We start from the raw sequence: 19,836 nt of genomic DNA, 5'->3' as shown, positions 1-19,836 counted from the left end.
CCATGGCTCGTGAACCGCTGCTCGAGCGTCCCGGCTCCCTCAAGGTGCTGGGCGCTGCCTTCATCGCGCTGTTGCTGCTGATGCTCTGGATCACCTGGGCGTTCTTCACCAAGGCGTTCGTCAACTACGACGCGGTGACCCTCAAGACCGAGACGACCGGCGTCAACCTCCCGCAGAACGCCGACATCAAGCTGCGCGGCATGATCGTCGGCGAGGTCCGCAAGGTCGAGCCCGACGGTGACGGGGTCAAGCTCGAGCTGGCGATCAACCCCAAGCTCATCAAGGACATCCCCAAGGGCGTGACGGCCCAGCTCGTCCCCAAGACGCTGTTCGGCGAGAAGTACGTCGCGCTGATTCCGCCGGCGACCGACGACGGCCAGACGCTGCAGGCCGGCGACACGATCACCAAGGCCAACGTGCCGATCGAGGTCGAGACGCTGCTCAACGACCTCTACCCGCTGCTCGACGCGGTCGACCCGGCCAACCTTTCCTACACGCTGAGCGCCGTCTCGACCGCACTCAGCGGCCGCGGCAAGCAGCTCGGCGAGACCCTCGTGCAGGCCAACAGCTACCTGCAGAAGACCAACCCGGACATCCCGCAGCTCATCGACGACCTCAACAAGCTGGGCACCGTCTCCGACACCTACGCGTCGGCCATGCCAGAGCTCGGCCGACTGCTGCGCAACACCGTGGTCACCGGCAACACCGTGGTCGCCAAGAAGGCGCAGCTGACGGCGTTCTTCGACGAGGCCACGGGCCTGTCCGACACCCTGACCGACTTCACGAAGGCGAACGGCGACAACATCAAGGCGCTCAACAAGCTCGGCCGGCCGATCCTCGAGATGGTCGGCGACTACTCCACGACCTTCCCGTGCTTCCTCGGTGCGATGTCGACGCTCGTCCCGCGACTCGACAACGCCTACCGCGACGGCCAGCTCCACATCAACGTCGAGGTCATCGCCCAGCCCGACGCCTACTCCAAGAACGAGAACCTCGTGGCGTCGCAGGAGCTGTTCGACAACGCATCATCCGGTGCACCGGCCAAGAGCGGCAAGGACATCCGGGCCGACAACGCCGCCTCGCCGAGCTGCCTCGACCTCAACGAGATCAACAAGGGCAAGGCCGAGGAGAAGAAGTACTCCTCCCAGGCCCACCCGTTCAAGATCCCGGCCGACGTCTACAAGCTCGTGGGCATCAAGAAGCCTCACGCCAAGTTCGGCTCGGCTGCCGACTTCGCCAACCGCGCAGCGGCCTCCAGCGTCTCGCTGGAGGACCTGGTGCAGCCCAGCATCACCGGCGTCGACTCCCCGAGCGAACGGGCTGAGCTCAACGTCCTGCTCGGTGGCAGCCTCGGCATGCAGCCCTCGAACGTCGACGACATCGGCTCGCTCCTGATCAGCCCCGTCCTCCGTGGATCGGCGGTGGAGCTCCGATGAAGCAGATCGATCGCGAATCCGTCGGCGCCCTGATCAAGCTGGGGTTCTTCTTCGCCTTCACCGGCATCTCGACACTGGTCCTGGCCCTGACGCTGAGCAACGGCTCGTTCGGCGACCGCAAGGAGTACAAGGCGGTCTTCAGCGATGTCACGGGGTCGGCCAAGGGCGACGACGTACGCATCGCCGGTGTCGCCGTGGGCTCGGTCAAGAAGGTCGAGATCATCAAGCGCGACAAGGCGCTCGTGACCTTCGCGGTCGACTCCGACGTCCCGTTGACCGACAACACCCACGCGACGATCAAGTTCCGCAACCTCGTGGGCCAGCGCTACATCGCCCTGTCCCAGGGCGCCGACGGTGCCAAGACCACGCTCAAGCCGGGCAGCACGATCCCCGAGAGCCGTACGCAGGAGGCCCTCGACCTCAACGTCCTGCTCAACGGCTTCAAGCCGGTCTTCCAGGCCCTCTCGCCGGCCGACACCAACAAGTTCGCCTACGAGATCGTGCAGACGCTGCAGGGTGAGAGCGGCAACGTCGAGAACCTGCTGGCACGCACCTCGTCGCTCACCAACACGTTGGCCGGGCGCGACCAGCTGATCGGCGACGTCATCACCAACCTCAGCCAGGTCCTCGACACCGTGGGCAGCCGCGACAAGGAGCTGACCGAGACGATCGACACGCTCCAGCAGTTCGTCACCGGCCTCAAGGACGACCGCGACGCGATCCTCAACTCGGTCGACTCGATCTCCGACCTGACCGACGAGACGTCCGACCTGCTGGTCAAGGGTCGCCCGGCGATCGGCGAGGACATCAAGCAGCTCAACTCGCTGACCAAGAACCTCAGCAGCAAGAAGAACCTCGCGACGATCGAGAACTCGATCAAGATCCTGCCGATCAAGCTCCAGAAGATCGGCAATGCCGCCACCAACGGCAGCGAGTTCAACTTCTACCTGTGCGCGGCTCGCGGCAGCATCACGATCCCGGCCATCGCCGGCATCCTGCCGCAGACGACGATCGACCTGACCGGGCCCAACGGCCTGGCGGTCGGCGGCGCACGTTGTGACCAGCCGGGGTACGAACAATGAAGCCATTCCGCGAGCGCAATCCCGTCGTCATCGGCGTCATCGGCATCGCCGTGGTCGCCCTGATGATGCTGGGCGCCTTCCGCGCCGACCGGCTGCCGATCATCGGCAGTGGTGACACCTACCACGCGGACTTCGCCGAGATCGGTGCGCTCAAGACCGGCAGCGAGGTACGTGTCGCCGGCATCTCGATCGGCAAGGTCCAGGGCATCGAGCTCCGGGGCAACAAGGTGCGCGTGACGTTCAAGATCGACAAGGGCACCAAGTTCGGCACCGAGACCGGCGCCGACATCCGCGTACGCACGCTGCTGGGCGCCGAGTTCCTCGCGCTGACCCCCAAGGGTCCCGGCCAGCTGCCCAAGGGCAGCACGATCCCGGTGTCGCGGACGATCCCGCCCTACGACGTCGTGCAGGCGTTCTCGCAGCTCAGCAAGACGACCGACGAGATCGACATCCCCGAGCTCTCCAAGGCCCTCGACAGCCTCGCCGACGTCGCGGCCAGCACGCCGGAGGAGTTCCGCGGCGCCATCAAGGGTGTCTCCGACCTCTCGCGCAACCTCGCAGCCCGTGACGACCAGATCAACACGCTGCTGGTCAACCTCAAGAAGGTCTCGGGTGTCCTCAACTCGCGCAACACGCAGCTCGTCTCCCTGTTCAAGGACTCCGACGTGCTGTTCCAGGCGATCAGTGCTCGCCGTGACTCGATCCACCGGCTGCTCGTGTCGACCCAGTCGATCTCGACCCAGCTGCGCGGCCTGGTCAAGGACACCCGGTCGGACCTCAAGCCGGCCCTCGACCAGCTCGACACGGTGACGACGATGCTGCGCAAGAACGAGGCCAGTCTCGACGAGGCGCTGCGGATCTACCCAGGATTCCTCCGGGTGTTCTCCAACTCGCTGGGCACCGGACCCTGGTTCGACACCTACCTCGGCGGCGCCGCATCGGGCGCCGGCATCCGCAAGCAGATCGAAGACGCGCTGGGAGGTAGCAAATGAGCCCGTCCGGACTGGTCCAGCGGTTCGCCGGCATCTCCAAGGTGCTGACGGCGATCGTCCTGCTCGCCCTCCTCGCAGCCGTGCTGCTCGTCGTCAACAACGGCGACGGCAAGCGCTACATCACGATCGACTTCGAGCAGACCAACTCGGTCTACAAGGGGTCCGACGTCAAGATCCTCGGTGTGCCGGTCGGTGAGGTCGTCAGCCTCACGCCGCGCGGCGACATCGTACGCGCCAAGGTCTCCTACAAGGGCAACGTGAAGCTGCCCAACGACGTCAAGGCCGTGGTGGTCTCGCCGTCGATCGTCGGCGACCGGTTCATCCAGCTCGCCCCGGCCTACACCGGCGGCGCGGTGCTCAAGAACAACGCGCGGCTGTCGGTCGACCGCACCGCGGTCCCGGTCGAGCTCGACCAGATCTACAAGTCCCTCGACGACCTCTCCGTGGCGCTCGGCCCCAAGGGCGCCAACAAGGAGGGCGCGCTCAGCGGCCTGATCGACGACTCGGCCAAGCAGCTCGACGGCCAGGGCGCGCAGCTCAACGAGACGATCCACAACTTCGGCAAGCTCAGCACGACGCTGTCCAACAACAAGGACGAGCTGTTCGGCAGCCTGCGCGAGGTGGAGGACTTCGTGAGCCTGCTCAAGACCAACGACTCCGCAGTCCGCTCGTTCAACGACAGCACGGCCCAGGTGTCGACGGTCCTGGCCGGCGAGCGTGACGACCTCAAGGAGACGCTCAAGCAGCTCAGCCTCGCGCTGGTCGACGTCAACTCGCTGGTCAAGGAGAATCGCGGCAAGCTGCGGAGCAACATCGACAACATCGCCTCACTCGCGGCGCTGCTGGCCAAGCACAAGGACGAGATCGAGGAGCAGACCATCTCGGCACCGACCGCGCTGACCAACGTGGCGCTCGCCTACAACGGCACGGCCGGCACCCTCGACACCCGCGCCGACATCCCTGAGCTGATCAACGGGACGCTGAAGGATCCGGCGACGTTCGTGTGCAACCTCCTCGGCGAGACCGTCCAGGGCGGCCTGTGCAAGACCCTGACCGGCGTGCTCGACAAGGCCCTGCCGCGTACGGCCCCGGCGTCGTCGGTGCCCATCGTGCCGACCGAGCGGGTCAACACGACCTTCGCCCAGATGCTGGGGGTGAAGTGATGAACACCCGACTTCTCCGCGCCGGCGTCATCGCCGGCGTCATGGGACTGCTGCTGAGTGGCTGCGGCTTCTCGCCCTACAAGCTCCCGTTGCCCGGTGGCGCCGACCTCGGCAGCGACCCCTACACCGTCAAGGTGCAGTTCCGCGACGTCCTCGACCTGGTGCCGCAGAGCGCCGTACGGGTCAACGACATCGCGGTCGGCAAGGTGACCGACATCAAGCTCAACGGCTGGACGGCCGTCGTCACGCTCAAGATCAACCGCAAGTCCGAGCTGCCCGACAATGCCGAGGCGACGATCCGCCAGACCAGCCTCCTCGGTGAGAAGTTCGTGTCACTCGCCCCGCCCAAGACCGGTGCTCGTGGCACGCTCGGCAACGGCGACACGATCCCGCTCGACCGATCCAGCCGCAACCCGGAGATCGAGGAGGTGCTCGGCGCTGCCTCGCTGCTGTTCAACGGCGGTGGCCTCGAGAAGACCAACACGATCGTCCGCGAGCTCAACAACGCGTTGGGCGGCAACGAGCCGGAGGTCAAGGAGCTCATCAACTCCACGACATCCTTCATCGGTCAGCTCGACGACAACAAGGCCGCGCTGCTCACGTCGCTCGAGAAGATCAACCGGCTCGCAGTCGCGACCAACGACCAGAAGGCTGCGATCACCGGAGCGCTCGACGACCTGCCCGATGCGCTGCGGGTCGTCAACGACCAGCGCGACGACCTCGTCAAGCTGCTGCAGTCGCTCTCCAAGCTCAGCCACGTGGCCACCGGCGTCATCCGCGACTCCAAGGCCGACACCATCGCCAACCTCCGCGCCCTCGTCCCGACGCTGACCAACCTCACCAAGGCCGGCGACGACCTCGCGACGGCCACCAGGGTGCTGCTGACCTACCCGTTCTCGGACGGGTTCGTGGGCAACACCTACGCTGCGGCGTCCGGCAAGTGCGAGGACGGCAACCCGTCGGTCAAGGAGGGCGTGTGCTTCGGTGACTTCGCCAACCTCAACCTCGGCCTCGACATCAGCGCGACGCAGCTGACCAACATCCTCGACGGTTACGCCGCCCAGGCGGGACTCACCAAGACCGAGAAGACCCCGGACGGCGGCACGGCGATCGTGCCCGGCACCCCGACCCAGGACCTGGTCGACCTCGTCACCGGCCTCGTGCCGTCGGGCGGATCGAGCGCGACGCCCGACCCGGCCGGTACGCCGACACCGACGCCGAGCGCGACCCCGACGCCCAGCAAGGGCGGCATCTGCTCGCTGCTCAACACCTGCCGCGCAGCCGTCGCCAGCGTGCCGTCGGGCGACCTCGCACAACTTCTCGTGGAACCGGCGGTGGCACCATGATCTCGAGGCCCGTCAAGATCCAGCTGGTGATCTTCGCGATCATCACCGTGCTGGGTGGCGCCTTCGTGGGCGGCCGCTACGCACAGGTCGACCGCATCTTCGTCGACCGCAGCTTCCCGGTGTCGGCGCAGTTCAAGGACTCCGGCGGCATCTTCGCCGGTGCCCAGGTGACCTACCGCGGCATCCCGGTCGGCAAGGTCGGCAAGCTCGACTTCAAGGACGACGGGGTGCAGGCGCGGCTCGACATCGAGAACAGCGCGCCCAAGATCCCGTCCGACGTCCTCGCGGTCGTCGCCAACAAGTCGGCGATCGGCGAGCAGTTCGTCGACCTGCAGCCGCGGACCAACTCCGCGCCCTACCTCCACAAGGGCTCGGCGATCACGCTGCGCAACACCCGCATCCCGATCGACACGACCACGCTGCTCGTCGACGTCAACGACCTGGTGTCGTCGGTCAACACCGACAGCCTGCGAACCGTGGTCGACGAGCTGGGCCAGGCCTTCGAGGGCACCGGCCAGGACCTGTCGACGATCCTCGACACGTCGTCGGAGTTCATCAAGGCCGCCGACGACAACATCGACGTGACGCGCGCCCTGATCCACGACTCCTCGTCGGTCCTGCAGACCCAGATCGACAAGAGCGACGACATCAGCACGTTCTCCAAGAACCTCGCCCTGCTGTCCGACAGCCTCGTCGACGCGGATCCAGACCTGCGACGGCTGCTCGACAAGGGCAGCGAGAGCGCCTCGACGCTCAACGCCGTGGTCAACGAGAACTCCGCCGACCTCGGCAACGCCATCCGTGACCTGGTCACGGCGAGCAAGCCGCTGTCCGAGAACGTCCTCGGCCTGCAGGCGATCTTCATCCTCTACCCCTACCTGGTCGAAGGCTCGTTCTCCGTGCTCGACCCGGTCGTCAAGAACGGCAAGGAGACCGGCGACTACAACGCGACGTTCGGCCTCGTGGCGCTGGACCCGACACCGACCTGCACCTACGACCAGAACGGCGGCGCCGCATCGGGCTACCGCGAGCGTCGGGAGGAGCAGGTCATCAGTGACCAGGCCTTCGATACGGAAGCGGACTGTAAGGTCGCTAACAACCACATCGCACGGCAGCCGTCCAAGACCGTGCTCAAGCGGTCGGCCGCTACGTCGAACGCCCCCGTGCCCACCGGAAAGGACTCCTGGAAGTGGCTTCTGCTCGGCCCGGCCCAACAGTGACCGAGAGGTCCAGCCGCAACCGAGTCATCGCTCTCCTGGTGGTCACCACGGCCCTCGGCGTGGTGCTCTCGGCTGTCGGCTTCTTCCTGCTCCGCGCGAACCCCTACGAAGACTCCAAGGACCGCAACGAGATCACGTCGCGAGCCACGGACTTCGCGGTCGCCTACAACACCTATGACGTGTCGGACGTGAAGAACTACCAGAAGCGGCTCAAGGGGCTGCTGACGCCGAAGTACGACAAGGAGTTCGTCAAGATCACCGACGCGGTGTTCAAGGCGTTGGAGTCCAAGCAGCAGAAGAGCGACGGCGCCAAGGTGCAGGGCGCCGCGGTCGACAGCATCGACAAGGACTCGGCCGTCGCGATCGTCGCGGTCGACTCCAAGGTCAGCAACACCGACACCAAGGCCGCCGTGCTCCGGCACTTCCGCTGGAAGGTGTCGTTCACCAAGAAGGACGGCACGTGGCTCATCTCGAGCTTCGAGAGCATCGCGCCGCGGTCCGCAGTGGCCACCCCGTCGCCCTCTGCGACGCCGAGCGAAGGCAGCGGCGAATGAGCGATCCCAACGGACCCACCCGTCGTCGCCGGATCGCCGGCGAGGGCAAGCCGGCCGTACCCGCGGCGAAGCCCGCCGCACGCAAGGTGCCGGCGCGAGCGGCGGCGGCCAAGAAGGCCGCCACCCAGAAGGCGACCGTCGCAGCGCCGCCCAAGGCAGCGCCGACGGTCAAGGCGGCTCGACCGCCCAAGGTGGCCAAGCCGGCCTCCGACAAGCCGTCCAACCCCGACCTGCGGTGGACCGTTCCTGCCGCGCTGGTCGCCGCGGTCGTCCTCGTCCTCGGTGTCGTCCTGACGTTCCAGGGTGTCCGGCACGTACGGGGTGCGGGGGACCGGCTCGACGATGCGCGGGAGCAGGCAACGGCTGCTGCCGCCAGCGCGGTGGAGACGGTGTTCACCTACAAGTACAACGCGCTCGACAAGCACCTGTCGTCGTCGACCGCGCTCATGACCCCGTCGTTCGCCAAGACGTTCAAGAAGTACGAGCCGGCGCTGCAGGAGGCTGCCCAGCAGCGCAGTGTCCAGATGCAGAGCGTCGTCGGTGACGCCGCAGCGCTGCCGTGCGGCGACGAGTGCTCCACGACGAAGATGGACGTCCTCGTGTTCTACGACCAGGCGCGGCTCACCAGCGACTCCAAGACGCCGTCGGTGTTCTCCAACCGCGCGAGCGTGTCGATGGTCAAGACCGACGACGGCTGGCTCGTCGACGACATCCGGGCCCGATAAGGAAGACGAAAGCTCGCGCGAGATCGGGGCGCGGCTCGCCGGGCCCGATAAGGGAGACGAAAAGCTCGCGCTCTCCGCTGGTTGAGGTGCGGAGGCCGCCCGCGGCCGCAGCCTCGAAACCAGCGCACCTACCGCGACGATCGCGGGAACTTGCGGGCGCGTTTGTGCGTGAAATCCGCCGATTCGTCCGAAAAGCCAAATAGACTCCCCCAAGCAGCGGGCTTTGTCAAGACCCGCCCTTGCTTCGCTGTGCCCTGCGGGTTACACTGAACTTTCGCGCCCGCTCTGTCTGCCCATGTCCCCTTGACCGGGGTCGATTGGCGTGCGCGCAGCACGATCCATCGAGCCACCCGCCTGCGAGCCCTTGGAAGGACCCCTCTTGGCCGCCTCGCGCACCTCCGCACCTGTTCAGCCCCGCCGCATCTCATTTGCAAAAATCTCAGAACCCCTCGAGGTCCCAGAGCTCCTGGCTCTGCAGACCGACAGCTTCGCCTGGTTGATCGGCGACGAGTCCTGGAAGGCCGGCGTCGAGGAAGCCCTCGCCGGTGGCCGCACGGACGTCTCCACCAAGTCCGGGCTCGAGGAGATCTTCGAGGAGATCTCCCCGATCGAGGACTTCTCCGAGACGATGAGCCTGTCGTTCCGTGACCACCGCTTCGAGCCGCCGAAGTACTCCGTCGAGGACTGCAAGGACCGCGACGTCACCTACGCCGCTCCGCTGTTCGTCACCGCCGAGTTCATGAACAACGAGACCGGCGAGATCAAGAGCCAGACCGTCTTCATGGGCGACTTCCCGCTCATGACGGACAAGGGCACGTTCATCATCAACGGCACCGAGCGTGTCGTCGTCTCGCAGCTCGTCCGCTCCCCGGGCGTCTACTTCGAGCGCGTCCCCGACAAGACGTCCGACAAGGACATCTACACGGCCAAGGTCATCCCGTCGCGTGGTGCGTGGCTCGAGTTCGAGATCGACAAGCGCGACCTGGTCGGCGTACGCCTCGACCGCAAGCGCAAGCAGAGCGTCACGGTGCTGCTCAAGGCACTGGGCTGGAGCGAGGCGCAGATCCTCGAGGAGTTCGGCCAGTACGAGTCGATCCGCCTGACCCTGGAGAAGGACAACACCACGACCCAGGACGAGGCCCTCCTCGACATCTACCGTAAGCTGCGTCCGGGCGAACCGCCGAGCCGCGAGGCCGCGCAGACGTTGCTGGACAACTACTACTTCAACGCCAAGCGCTACGACACGGCCAAGGTCGGTCGCTACAAGATCAACAAGAAGCTCGGCGTCGAAGAGGCCTTCGACCAGCAGACGCTGACGATCGACGACATCGTCTCGACGATCAAGTACATCGTCGCGCTGCACGCCGGCGAGACCGAGCTGGCGACGCCGGCCGGTCAGACGATCGTCGAGGCCGACGACATCGACCACTTCGGCAACCGCCGCATGCGCACCGTCGGCGAGCTGATCCAGAACCAGCTCCGCACCGGTCTTGCGCGCATGGAGCGTGTCGTCCGTGAGCGCATGACGACCCAGGACGTCGAGGCCATCACGCCGCAGACCCTGATCAACATCCGCCCGGTCGTCGCGGCGCTGAAGGAGTTCTTCGGCACGTCGCAGCTCAGCCAGTTCATGGACCAGAACAACCCCTTGGCCGGACTGACGCACAAGCGTCGCCTGTCCGCCCTCGGACCTGGTGGTCTGTCCCGTGAGCGCGCCGGCTACGAGGTCCGCGACGTCCACCCGTCGCACTACGGCCGCATGTGCCCGATCGAGACCCCCGAAGGCCCCAACATCGGCCTGATCGGCTCGCTCGCGTCCTACGGACGGATCAACTCGTTCGGCTTCGTCGAGACGCCTTACCGCAAGGTCGTCAAGGGCAAGGTCACCGAGCAGGTCGACTACCTCACCGCGACCGACGAGGACCGCTTCATCATCGCTCAGGCCAACTCGGTCCTGACCGACAAGAGCACCTTCGCCGAGGACATGGTCCTCGTACGCCAGAAGGGTGGCGAGGCCGAGCTTCGCCCCGCTGCTGACGTCGACTACATGGACGTGTCGCCTCGCCAGATGGTGTCGGTGGCCACGGCCCTGATCCCGTTCCTCGAGCACGACGATGCCAACCGCGCCCTCATGGGCTCGAACATGCAGCGTCAGGCCGTCCCGCTGATCCGCAACGACGCCCCGCTCGTCGGCACCGGCATGGAGTTCCGTGCCGCGGTCGACGCCGGTGACGTCACGGTGGCCAAGGTCGCCGGCGTGGTCAACGAGGTGTCCGCTGACGCGATCGAGATCATGCAGGACGACGGCTCCTACTTCACCTACCGTCTGGCGAAGTTCCGTCGCTCCAACCAGGGCACCTGCACCAACCAGCGTCCGCTGGTCGAGCAGGGTCAGCGCGTCGAGGTCGGCACCCCGCTGGCCGACGGCCCGTGCACCGACGAGGGCGAGATGGCCCTCGGGACGAACCTGCTCGTGGCGTTCATGCCGTGGCAGGGTCACAACTACGAGGACGCGATCATCCTCTCGCAGCGAGTCGTCCAGGACGACCTGCTGACCTCGATCCACATCGAGGAACACGAGGTCGATGCCCGCGACACCAAGCTGGGTCCCGAGGAGATCACGCGCGACATCCCCAACGTCAGCGAGGAAATGCTGGCGGACCTGGACGAGCGCGGCATCATCCGCATCGGTGCCGAGGTCGGCAACGGCGACGTCCTGGTCGGCAAGGTCACGCCCAAGGGTGAGACCGAGCTGACCCCGGAGGAGCGCCTGCTCCGTGCGATCTTCGGTGAGAAGGCGCGCGAAGTGCGCGACACCTCGCTCAAGGTCCCGCACGGCGAGTCGGGCACCGTCATCGGCGTCCGCGTGTTCGACGCGGCCGAGGGTGACGAGCTCTCCCCGGGCGTCAACCAGCTCGTCCGCGTCTACGTCGCGCAGAAGCGCAAGATCTCCAACGGTGACAAGCTCGCTGGTCGCCACGGCAACAAGGGCGTCATCTCCAAGATCCTTCCGGTCGAGGACATGCCCTTCCTGGAGGACGGCACGCCCGTCGACATCGTGCTCAACCCGCTCGGTGTCCCCGGTCGAATGAACGTCGGACAGGTGCTGGAGACCCACCTCGGGTGGGTCGCCAAGACCGGCTGGCAGATCCCGGACGACGAGAAGGACGAGTGGGCGCAGACCCTCCGCAAGATCAAGGCGGACAAGGCCGAGCCCTCGACCAACATCGCGACGCCCGTGTTCGACGGCGCCCGTGAGGACGAGATCCAGGGCCTGCTGGCCTCGACTCTCCCCAACCGGGACGGCGAGCGCATGGTCAAGCGCGACGGCAAGGCGGTGCTCTTCGACGGTCGTACCGGCGAGAAGTTCCCCGACCCCGTCTCGGTCGGCTACATGTACCTGCTCAAGCTGCACCACCTCGTCGACGACAAGATCCACGCACGTTCCACGGGTCCCTACTCGATGATCACGCAGCAGCCCCTCGGCGGTAAGGCGCAGTTCGGTGGACAGCGCTTCGGCGAGATGGAGGTGTGGGCCCTCGAGGCCTACGGAGCGGCGTACGCGCTGCAGGAGCTCCTGACCATCAAGTCGGACGACATCCTCGGACGCGTCAAGGTCTACGAAGCGATCGTCAAGGGCGAGAACGTGCCCGAACCCGGTATCCCCGAGTCGTTCAAGGTTCTCGTCAAGGAGATGCAGTCCCTGTGTCTCAACGTTGAGGTGCTGTCCAGTGACGGTTCGGCCGTCGAGATGCGCGACGCGGAAGAGGATCTCTTCCGCGCCGCCGAAGAGCTCGGCATCGACCTGTCACGGCGTGAGCCCTCCAGCGTGGAGGAGGTCTAGCCCCGCGGGCTGGACCTTCCCCATCGCAACCACATCAGTTTTCAGAACAAGCAAGGGAAAGAAGACAACGTGCTCGACGTGAACTTCTTCGATCAGATCCGGATCGGTCTCGCGACCGCCGACGACATCCGCGGATGGTCGTTCGGTGAGGTCAAGAAGCCGGAGACGATCAACTACCGCACGCTCAAGCCCGAGCGTGACGGCCTCTTCTGCGAGAAGATCTTCGGTCCCACCCGGGACTGGGAGTGCTACTGCGGCAAGTACAAGCGCGTGCGCTTCAAGGGCATCATCTGCGAGCGCTGCGGCGTCGAGGTCACGCGGTCCAAGGTGCGCCGTGAGCGCATGGGCCACATCGAGCTCGCCGCCCCGGTCACGCACATCTGGTACTTCAAGGGTGTGCCCAGCCGGCTCGGCTACCTGCTCGACCTGGCCCCGAAGGACCTCGAGAAGGTCATCTACTTCGCGGCCTACATGATCACGAAGGTCGACGAGGACGCCCGGCACAAGGACCTGTCGAGCCTCGAGACCAAGATCGACCTCGAGCGCAAGCAGCTCGAGAGCCGTCGTGACAACGAGGTCAACGAGCGCATGCAGAAGCTCGAGGAGGACCTCAAGGAGCTCGAGGACGAGGGCGCCAAGGCCGACGCCAAGCGCAAGGTCAAGGACGCCGCCGAGCGTGAGGCCAAGCAGCGTCGCGACCGCACGCAGCGTGAGATCGACCGTCTGGACGAGGTCTGGAACCGCTTCAAGAACCTCAAGGTCCAGGACCTCGAGGGCGACGAGCTGCTCTACCGCGAGATGACCTACCGCTTCGGCAAGTACTTCGAGGGCTACATGGGCGCCACGGCGATCCAGAAGCGCCTGCAGGACTTCGACCTCGAGGCCGAGGCCGAGTCGCTGCGCGAGATCATCGCGACCGGCAAGGGCCAGAAGAAGACCCGTGCGCTCAAGCGCCTCAAGGTCGTCTCGGCGTTCCTCGGCAGCAGCAACGCGCCCGAGGGCATGGTTCTCGACGCCGTCCCGGTGATCCCGCCGGAGCTGCGCCCGATGGTCCAGCTCGACGGTGGACGTTTCGCGACGAGCGATCTCAACGATCTCTACCGCCGCGTGATCAACCGCAACAACCGGCTCAAGCGACTGCTCGACCTGGGCGCTCCGGAGATCATCGTCAACAACGAGAAGCGCATGCTGCAGGAGGCCGTCGACTCGCTGTTCGACAACGGCCGTCGCGGCCGTCCGGTCACCGGACCGGGCAACCGTCCGTTGAAGTCGATCTCCGACATGCTCAAGGGCAAGCAGGGTCGCTTCCGTCAGAACCTGCTCGGCAAGCGCGTCGACTACTCCGGCCGTTCGGTCATCATCGTCGGCCCGCAGCTCAAGCTGCACCAGTGCGGTCTGCCCAAGCAGATGGCGCTCGAGCTGTTCAAGCCGTTCGTCATGAAGCGGCTGGTCGACCTCAACCACGCGCAGAACATCAAGAGCGCCAAGCGCATGGTCGAGCGGGCTCGTCCGGTCGTGTGGGACGTCCTCGAAGAGGTCATCACCGAGCACCCCGTGCTGCTCAACCGCGCACCGACGCTGCACCGTCTGGGCATCCAGGCTTTCGAGCCGCAGCTCATCGAGGGCAAGGCCATCCAGATCCACCCGCTCGTCTGCTCGGCCTTCAACGCCGACTTCGACGGTGACCAGATGGCCGTGCACCTGCCGCTGAGTGCTGAGGCGCAGGCCGAGGCCCGCATCCTGATGCTGTCGACCAACAACATCCTGAAGCCGTCCGACGGTCGCCCGGTCACGATGCCGACCCAGGACATGATCATCGGTCTGTACTTCCTCACGCTCGAGCGTGCGGGGCACGTCGGTGAGGGTCGCGCGTTCAGCTCGGTCTCGGAGGCCATCATGGCGTTCGAGCGCGACGAGATCACGCTGCAGAGCCACGTCAAGATCCGCATCGGCGGCGAGACCGTCGAGACGACCCTGGGTCGGGCGATCTTCAACGAGGCGCTGCCCGAGGACTACCGCTACGTCAACTACCAGGTGGGCAAGAAGGAGCTCGGTGTCATCGTCAACGACCTCGCCGAGCGCTACTCCAAGGTCGACGTCGCCAACTCGCTCGACAACCTCAAGGACACCGGCTTCCACTGGGGCACGCGCTCCGGTGTGACCATCTCCATCGAGGACGTCGTGACCCCGGGCCGCAAGCCCGAGATCCTCGCGACCTACGAGACGCAGGCGGCCAAGGTCCAGACGCAGTTCGACCGCGGTCTCATCACCGAGGACGAGCGTCGCCAGGAGCTCATCGAGATCTGGACGCAGGCAACTGCCGAGGTCTCGGCCGAGATGGAGAAGGGTTTCCACGAGGACAACCCGATCTTCATGATGGTCGACTCCGGTGCCCGCGGAAACATGATGCAGGTCCGTCAGATCGCCGCCATGCGTGGTCTGGTCGCCAACCCCAAGGGCGAGATCATCCCTCGTCCCATCAAGGCCAACTTCCGTGAGGGCCTGTCGGTGGTCGAGTACTTCATCGCCACCCACGGTGCCCGCAAGGGACTCGCCGACACCGCGCTCCGCACGGCCGACTCCGGTTACCTGACGCGTCGACTCGTCGACGTCAGCCAGGACGTCATCATCCGTGAGGACGACTGTGGCACCGAGCGCGGCCTGCCCAAGGTCATCGCGACCAAGCTCGACGACGGCCGTCTGGTCGCCGCCGAGAACGTCGAGACCTCGGCCTACTCGCGTTCGGCAGCCGTCGACGTCACCGACGCCAAGGGCAACGTGCTCATCGCGGCCGGCGGCGACCTCGGCGACGTCGAGATCGAGCAGCTCATCGCTGCCGGTGTCGAGGAGATCAAGGTCCGCACGGTCCTGACGTGCGAGGCCAAGGCCGGCACGTGCGCCAAGTGCTACGGCCGTTCGCTCGCGACCGGCAAGCTCGTCGACATCGGTGAGGCCGTCGGTACGATCGCGGCCCAGTCGATCGGTGAGCCCGGCACGCAGCTGACGATGCGTACGTTCCACACCGGTGGTGTGGCCGGAGACGACATCACGCACGGCCTGCCGCGCGTCGTGGAGCTCTTCGAGGCGCGTCAGCCCAAGGGTCGTGCGCCGATCACCGAGTCCGCCGGCCGGGTCGAGATCGATGACTCCGACAAGACGCGCAAGCTCGTGGTGACGCCGGACGACGGTTCCGAGGTGCTGGAGTACCCCGTGACCAAGCGTTCGCGTCTGCTGGTCGCCGACGGCGATCACGTCGAGGTCGGGCAGCAGCTGACGCACGGCACGCCGGATCCGCAGGAAGTCCTGCGCATCCTCGGTGTCCGCCGGGCGCAGGAGCACCTCGTGGACGAGGTCCAGGAGGTCTACCGCTCGCAGGGCGTGGCGATCCACGACAAGCACATCGAGATCATCGTGCGCCAGATGCTCCGTCGCGTGACGGTCATCGAGCAGGGCGCGTCGAACCTCATCCCGGGTGACCTGGTCGATCGGGCCAAGTTCGAGGAAGAGAACCGTCGCGTCGTCGCCGAGGGTGGCACCCCCGCCTCCGGTCGACCCGTCCTGATGGGCATCACGAAGGCCTCGCTGGCCGTCGAGTCGTGGCTGTCGGCCGCCTCCTTCCAGGAGACGACCCGCGTCCTCACCGACGCCGCCATCCACGGCAAGTCGGATGCGCTGCGCGGCCTCAAGGAGAACATCATCATCGGCAAGCTCATCCCGGCTGGTACCGGTCTCGACCGTTACAAGAACATCCGGGTCGAGCCGACCGAAGAGGCCCGTCAGGCCGCCTACGCCGTCACCGGCTACGGCGACTACGACTACGGCTTCGGCGCTCCGGACTCCGCTCCGGTGCAGCTCGATGACTTCGACTTCACGTCGTACGAGAAGTAACCCGGCACCACACGTCAGCAGCCCCCGGCCATCGGCCGGGGGCTGCTGCGTTCTCCGGGTCTAGAGCCCGCCCTTGCGGAGGATGGCCGCCATCCGGTGACCGGTCGCCCGCGAGTGTGAGGGCGTCTCGTAGAAGTGCCGGTGCGTGTCGGACAGTGGACCGGAGTAGCCACCGGGCGGCCAGTTGCAGATCTCGTCGCCCGTGGCGCAGAACCCGATCGTGACGGGACGCAACGCGCGGGGGATCGGCGGTCCCGCACCGAGCTTGCCGGGTCCGGGTGCGGACTTCCCGTAGGTCCAGAAGGTGATCGCGTCCTCCGGGTCGCGGCGAGGGTCGGCGATCATCGCGACGAGCGCGATCTGCGGGGACGGCCGGAGGGACGTGACGAGCTCGTGCACGGCTTGGGCACCCTGGCTGAAGCCGACGAGGGCGACCTTGCTGCGCGGGCACCGCTCGGCGAGCTGGGCGAGGCGATCGCGCGCCCGGTTGGCGCCGTCGTCGACGTACGACTGGTAGATCGCGGCACTGGGCGCGCTCTGGGCGCGGTAGGGGACACCCTCGAGTCGTACCGTCGTGCGGGACGTGCGGTGCAGCTCGGTGGACATCGCACGTACGGAGCGGAGGATCTCCTGGCCCGAGCCGAAGTTCTTGTCGAGCGACTGGTCGGAGCCGCGCAGCCCGAGGACGACGAGGTCGGCGCACCCGGTCTTGACGAGGACCGGGACGGGCTGGTGGCCGGTCGTCGACGAGGGACCGGCCTCGTGCCCAGGGCTCGGGCTCGAACAGCCGGCGACGACGAGCAGCGCCACGGTCGCCGCGACGCGCTTCACGTCGCTGCGGCAGAGCGGTCAGGGGTGGGCGGTGCGGGCTCGGCCGCCTTGGCGGGGGTCGGCTTCGGCGCCTCCCTGAAGAGCCAGGCCAGCTTGGGCTCGAAGACCGGCCGGAACAACGTGGCGACGGGCTTGGTCATCAGCAGGTTGGCCGCGACGACGGCGACGAGCGAGCAGCCGATCACGGCGCCCACGCCGAACCGCTCCACGCGGTCGAAGACCTCGAACTGGTACTGGAGGTACAAGATGACGTAGCCGTGGATCAGGTAGCAGTAGAACGTACGGCCGCCCAGCGCCGTGGTCCACGAACGGCGGCGGGGGACGAGCGACAGGGCCGCGAACGTCAGCACGAAGCCGATCACCAGCAGCTCGGCCCGCTGGGTGATTCCCTCGATCGGCGTGGCGCTGAGCGGGTTCTCGTCGTAGCGCTGCTTCCACAGCAGCCAATCGGTCGTCCAGTTCTTGGAGTAGACGTAGCAGATCAGCAGTGCCGACCCCAGGAGGACGACGGACGCCGCGCGGACGCGAGGCGTCGTGAGGCGTTCGAAGCGCTCGCGGCTCATGTGCAGCCCGACGACGTAGAACGGCAGGAAGCCCAGGATCTTGGGCAGTGCGAGCACGTTGGGCACCTCGATGAGCCCGACCAGCAGCGAGATCACGATCGACGTGGTGATGGGGTACTTCAGCGCCCGCCAGATCGGGGTCGTCAGCCGCCAGACGAACAGCGCCGCCATGAACCAGGCGAGCCACTGCGGCGACAGGATCATCATGGGATCGGGCTCGCCGGTGTAGTGCCGGGTGATGAGCTGCATCGTGGTCTCGACGATGAGGTAGGGCACCACCAACGTGCTGACGATGCGGCGTACCTGGCGGGCGTCGCCCATGTAGCGGCGCGCCGTGTAGCCCGAGATCAGGATGAAGAACGGCATGTGGAACGAGTAGATCCACACGTAGACCCCGCGCGCGGAGTCCATGTCGGTGAACTGCGTGAGCGAGTGGCCGATGACCACCAGGAGCATGACCCAGTAGCGGGCGTTGTCGAGGTACGCCACGCGCTCCTTGGCCGGAGACGTGGTGACGGGCAACGGTTCGAGCGCACTCATTGTGATTGACTCTATAAGCACTGTCTGAACGTGCACTGTGACGCATCAGTGGGGAGCACGAGTGGTTGATCCATCCCGTACCCAGCGCCTGGGTGCGTACGCCGTCGCGGTCGACGACGGTCGTCTCCTGCTGACCCGCATCTCACCGATCGGCTATCCGGCCGGCACGTGGACCCTCCCCGGTGGCGGCGTCGACCACGGGGAGTCGCCGCATGACGCCGTGCGCCGTGAGCTCTACGAGGAGGCCGGTCTCGAGGCCATCAGCGCGCGACTCGTCGACGTGCATCACGTGCACATCGTCGAGGTCGGCCGCGGGGACCAGTACGAGGACTATCACGGCGTGCACCTGCTCTACGCCGTGGAGGTCGACCCGTCGATCGAGCCCCACGTCGTCGACGTCGACGGCACCACCGATCTCGTCAGGTGGGTGCCGATCGACGAGATCGGCTCAGCCACGCACCCCGTGCTGCCCATGGTGACCCATGCGCTGGAGCACCTGGATCAGTTCGACGTGGGGTCGTAGAACAGCACGCTGTAGTTGCCGCGCGCCGACAGGACGTAGGTCGCGCGTGCCGTGCCGCCGTTCTTGGTGCGCGTCGTGTAGGTCGTGCTGACCTCGTTGAGGTCCTCCACGACGTCCTTGGAGACGCGGCCGTTCGGGCTGTTGGCGAGGACGTACTGCTCGGCGGCGACGTCGGCGTCGACGGCGCGCTTGGCCGTGATGACGACGAAGCTCGGGTGGTAGCCACTCAGCAGGATCGACGCCGTGGTCGGTGCGGTCCAGCCGTTGAGGAGCTTGCTGGTCGCCGGCGCGTCCTCGTCCATCTTGGGCCAGATGAGGCCCGACTTCTCCGGCTCGGAGTCGATGCCCTTGACGCCGTCGAGCGAGTTGGACTCGCGCGACAGCTGGCCCTTGCGGGGCTCTCCGACGTACTCGACCGACAGGGTCATGACGGGCCGGGTGAGGTCCGACGGGCCGGACGTACGCGTCGCGATCTTGCCGGGGTCGACCGTCATCACGACGCGGATCTCACGGTCCTCCTGGGCGATGCCCTGGATGGCGAGGCGGCACCGCGTGATGCGGCGCTGGGCCGAGGTGCAGTAGTTGCCGAGGTCGTCGGTGGAGACACCCGAGTCGGGCAGGAGCGCGGCGATCTGGGCGAGCATGCGGCGCACGACGTCGGACGGGTCGCCGTCGATGCGCATGAGCGAGACCGTCGAGTCGGGCTTGGGCGGGTCGTCGAGCAGCTTGAACGAGTCGTCGCTGGGCCGCGTGTCGGGGGTCGGCGTGGTGGGCGTCGTGGGGGTGCCCTCGCTGGCCTCCTCGGCTGCCTTGTCGCGTGCCTCGGCGTCCTTCTGCGCCTGCGCCGCCTTGAGCTCGGGCAGGTAGGCCGCGATCAGGCGCGCGCTGCGGTAGCGGATCAGCGGGCCGAGCTGCGTCGCGCCGCGCGGCACCTGGAGGCCGTACGTGATGGGGCTCTCGGGGCCCGACTCGTGCTCCGTGACGTCCGGGGGCTGGGTCGTGGTCTGCGTCGAGGTCGGTGTCGGTCCGCCGCCGGATCCACCGTCGCACGCGGCGAGCGACGTCAGCGCGACCAACGACACCACCACCCGGAAGCAGCGAGACTTCATGCGATCCCCTCGTCGAGGTC

14 protein-coding genes are annotated in these 19,836 nt (G+C 66.7%); 11 read left to right on the top strand and 3 right to left on the bottom strand.

Annotation, left to right across the window (positions count from 1 at the left end; genetic code table 11):
• Positions 1 to 2: 2 nt before the first annotated feature.
• From ASE12_RS08505 to ASE12_RS08460, 10 genes are all read left to right on the top strand, one after another.
• Entirely contained in the window at positions 3 to 1,436 is a 1,434-nt protein-coding gene (locus ASE12_RS08505) for an MCE family protein (protein ID WP_056399308.1), read from the top strand.
• Positions 1,433 to 2,518, top strand: coding sequence for an MCE family protein (locus ASE12_RS08500; RefSeq protein ID WP_056399307.1), 1,086 nt, complete (start codon positions 1,433 to 1,435; stop codon positions 2,516 to 2,518). Before ASE12_RS08505 ends, ASE12_RS08500 begins: the two co-directional genes overlap by 4 nt.
• Positions 2,515 to 3,510, top strand: a complete 996-nt coding sequence (locus ASE12_RS08495) for an MCE family protein (RefSeq protein ID WP_056399306.1) — start codon at positions 2,515 to 2,517, stop codon at positions 3,508 to 3,510. The genes ASE12_RS08500 and ASE12_RS08495 overlap by 4 nt, the downstream gene beginning before the upstream one ends.
• On the top strand, positions 3,507 to 4,673 hold the full coding sequence (locus ASE12_RS08490; RefSeq protein WP_056399305.1) for an MCE family protein: 1,167 nt from the start codon (positions 3,507 to 3,509) through the stop codon (positions 4,671 to 4,673). The genes ASE12_RS08495 and ASE12_RS08490 overlap by 4 nt, the downstream gene beginning before the upstream one ends.
• The gene (locus ASE12_RS08485) at positions 4,673 to 6,019 is read left to right on the top strand and encodes an MCE family protein (protein WP_056399302.1); all 1,347 of its coding nucleotides are present in this window, start codon (positions 4,673 to 4,675) and stop codon (positions 6,017 to 6,019) included. Before ASE12_RS08490 ends, ASE12_RS08485 begins: the two co-directional genes overlap by 1 nt.
• Positions 6,016 to 7,239 carry an MCE family protein gene (locus tag ASE12_RS08480; RefSeq protein ID WP_056399299.1) on the top strand — a complete coding sequence of 408 codons (1,224 nt, stop codon included), beginning with the start codon at positions 6,016 to 6,018 and terminating at the stop codon, positions 7,237 to 7,239. The genes ASE12_RS08485 and ASE12_RS08480 overlap by 4 nt, the downstream gene beginning before the upstream one ends.
• Before the next feature lie 38 nt (positions 7,240 to 7,277).
• Entirely contained in the window at positions 7,278 to 7,793 is a 516-nt protein-coding gene (locus tag ASE12_RS08475; protein WP_157412863.1) for a hypothetical protein, read from the top strand.
• A complete protein-coding gene (locus ASE12_RS08470; RefSeq protein WP_056399294.1) occupies positions 7,790 to 8,518 on the top strand; it encodes a hypothetical protein in 729 nt (242 codons plus the stop codon). The genes ASE12_RS08475 and ASE12_RS08470 overlap by 4 nt, the downstream gene beginning before the upstream one ends.
• A gap of 379 nt (positions 8,519 to 8,897) precedes the next feature.
• Positions 8,898 to 12,362, top strand: a complete 3,465-nt coding sequence (gene rpoB / locus ASE12_RS08465; RefSeq protein WP_056399290.1) for a DNA-directed RNA polymerase subunit beta — start codon at positions 8,898 to 8,900, stop codon at positions 12,360 to 12,362.
• A 69-nt stretch (positions 12,363 to 12,431) separates the two neighbouring features.
• On the top strand, positions 12,432 to 16,250 hold the full coding sequence (locus ASE12_RS08460) for a DNA-directed RNA polymerase subunit beta' (RefSeq protein WP_056399287.1): 3,819 nt from the start codon (positions 12,432 to 12,434) through the stop codon (positions 16,248 to 16,250).
• A 60-nt stretch (positions 16,251 to 16,310) separates the two neighbouring features.
• Here the strand turns inward: ASE12_RS08460 and ASE12_RS08455 are convergent, their stop codons facing one another.
• Both ASE12_RS08455 and ASE12_RS08450 read right to left on the bottom strand, forming a co-directional pair.
• Positions 16,311 to 17,081, bottom strand: coding sequence for a cutinase family protein (locus ASE12_RS08455; RefSeq protein WP_056399285.1), 771 nt, complete (start codon positions 17,079 to 17,081; stop codon positions 16,311 to 16,313).
• On the bottom strand, positions 17,078 to 18,184 hold the full coding sequence (locus tag ASE12_RS08450; protein ID WP_056399282.1) for an acyltransferase family protein: 1,107 nt from the start codon (positions 18,182 to 18,184) through the stop codon (positions 17,078 to 17,080). Before ASE12_RS08450 ends, ASE12_RS08455 begins: the two co-directional genes overlap by 4 nt.
• Before the next feature lie 61 nt (positions 18,185 to 18,245).
• Here ASE12_RS08450 and ASE12_RS08445 point away from each other — a divergent pair, with 61 nt between their 5' ends.
• Entirely contained in the window at positions 18,246 to 18,707 is a 462-nt protein-coding gene (locus tag ASE12_RS08445; RefSeq protein WP_056399281.1) for an NUDIX hydrolase, read from the top strand.
• Here the strand turns inward: ASE12_RS08445 and ASE12_RS08440 are convergent.
• Entirely contained in the window at positions 18,686 to 19,816 is a 1,131-nt protein-coding gene (locus ASE12_RS08440; RefSeq protein WP_157412861.1) for a hypothetical protein, read from the bottom strand. The two genes, ASE12_RS08445 and ASE12_RS08440, sit on opposite strands and share 22 nt — an antisense overlap.
• Positions 19,817 to 19,836 lie beyond the last annotated feature (20 nt).

It is taken from the genome of Aeromicrobium sp. Root236, from assembly GCF_001428805.1.
Taxonomy (GTDB): domain Bacteria; phylum Actinomycetota; class Actinomycetes; order Propionibacteriales; family Nocardioidaceae; genus Aeromicrobium.
Note: the sequence above shows the minus strand (reverse complement) of the source record. Positions and strands in the feature narration are given on the sequence as shown.

Coding starts and splice junctions, on each gene's coding strand:
- ASE12_RS08505 (WP_056399308.1), top strand. CDS start 3: ATGGCTCGTGAACCGCTGCTCGAGCGTCCCGGCTCCCTCAAGGTGCTG.
- ASE12_RS08500 (WP_056399307.1), top strand. CDS start 1,433: ATGAAGCAGATCGATCGCGAATCCGTCGGCGCCCTGATCAAGCTGGGG.
- ASE12_RS08495 (WP_056399306.1), top strand. CDS start 2,515: ATGAAGCCATTCCGCGAGCGCAATCCCGTCGTCATCGGCGTCATCGGC.
- ASE12_RS08490 (WP_056399305.1), top strand. CDS start 3,507: ATGAGCCCGTCCGGACTGGTCCAGCGGTTCGCCGGCATCTCCAAGGTG.
- ASE12_RS08485 (WP_056399302.1), top strand. CDS start 4,673: ATGAACACCCGACTTCTCCGCGCCGGCGTCATCGCCGGCGTCATGGGA.
- ASE12_RS08480 (WP_056399299.1), top strand. CDS start 6,016: ATGATCTCGAGGCCCGTCAAGATCCAGCTGGTGATCTTCGCGATCATC.
- ASE12_RS08470 (WP_056399294.1), top strand. CDS start 7,790: ATGAGCGATCCCAACGGACCCACCCGTCGTCGCCGGATCGCCGGCGAG.
- ASE12_RS08450 (WP_056399282.1), bottom strand. CDS start 18,184: ATGAGTGCGCTCGAACCGTTGCCCGTCACCACGTCTCCGGCCAAGGAG.
- ASE12_RS08440 (WP_157412861.1), bottom strand. CDS start 19,816: ATGAAGTCTCGCTGCTTCCGGGTGGTGGTGTCGTTGGTCGCGCTGACG.